At 60.4% G+C, this 255-nt stretch carries 1 pseudogene; it reads right to left on the bottom strand.

Annotated elements, in window-relative coordinates:
- Window positions 1-235: pseudogene (locus AC066Y_RS43400) on the bottom strand (Crp/Fnr family transcriptional regulator); the annotation flags it as partial.
- Between the last annotated feature and the right edge of the window lie 20 nt (window positions 236-255).

Here is a 255-nt window from a genome sequence, read left to right as displayed (position 1 = left end):
GCTCGTTGGCGACCATACCCATCGCTCCAAGCCGCTGGCGCAACTCCGCAATCAAATAGGCCATGCGTCCCGGTGCCGATCGCGTGCCGAGATTGACGATCCATTGCCGGAACAACGCGGCATCAACAAGCGACTCGCGCCAGAGCGCTCGGGCCAAAGCCGGCCGCGTACTAAGGATCCGTTCGAGCTGATCGTGATCGATGAAACCAACCTGCGCTTTTGAGAGCGTCGTCAAGTCGTGGTCCATCCGCTTCA

This window comes from Bradyrhizobium sp. USDA3010 (genome assembly GCF_056429065.1).
The sequence above is the reverse complement of the archived record's forward strand: the minus strand, read 5'-3'. Positions and strand labels throughout refer to the sequence as shown.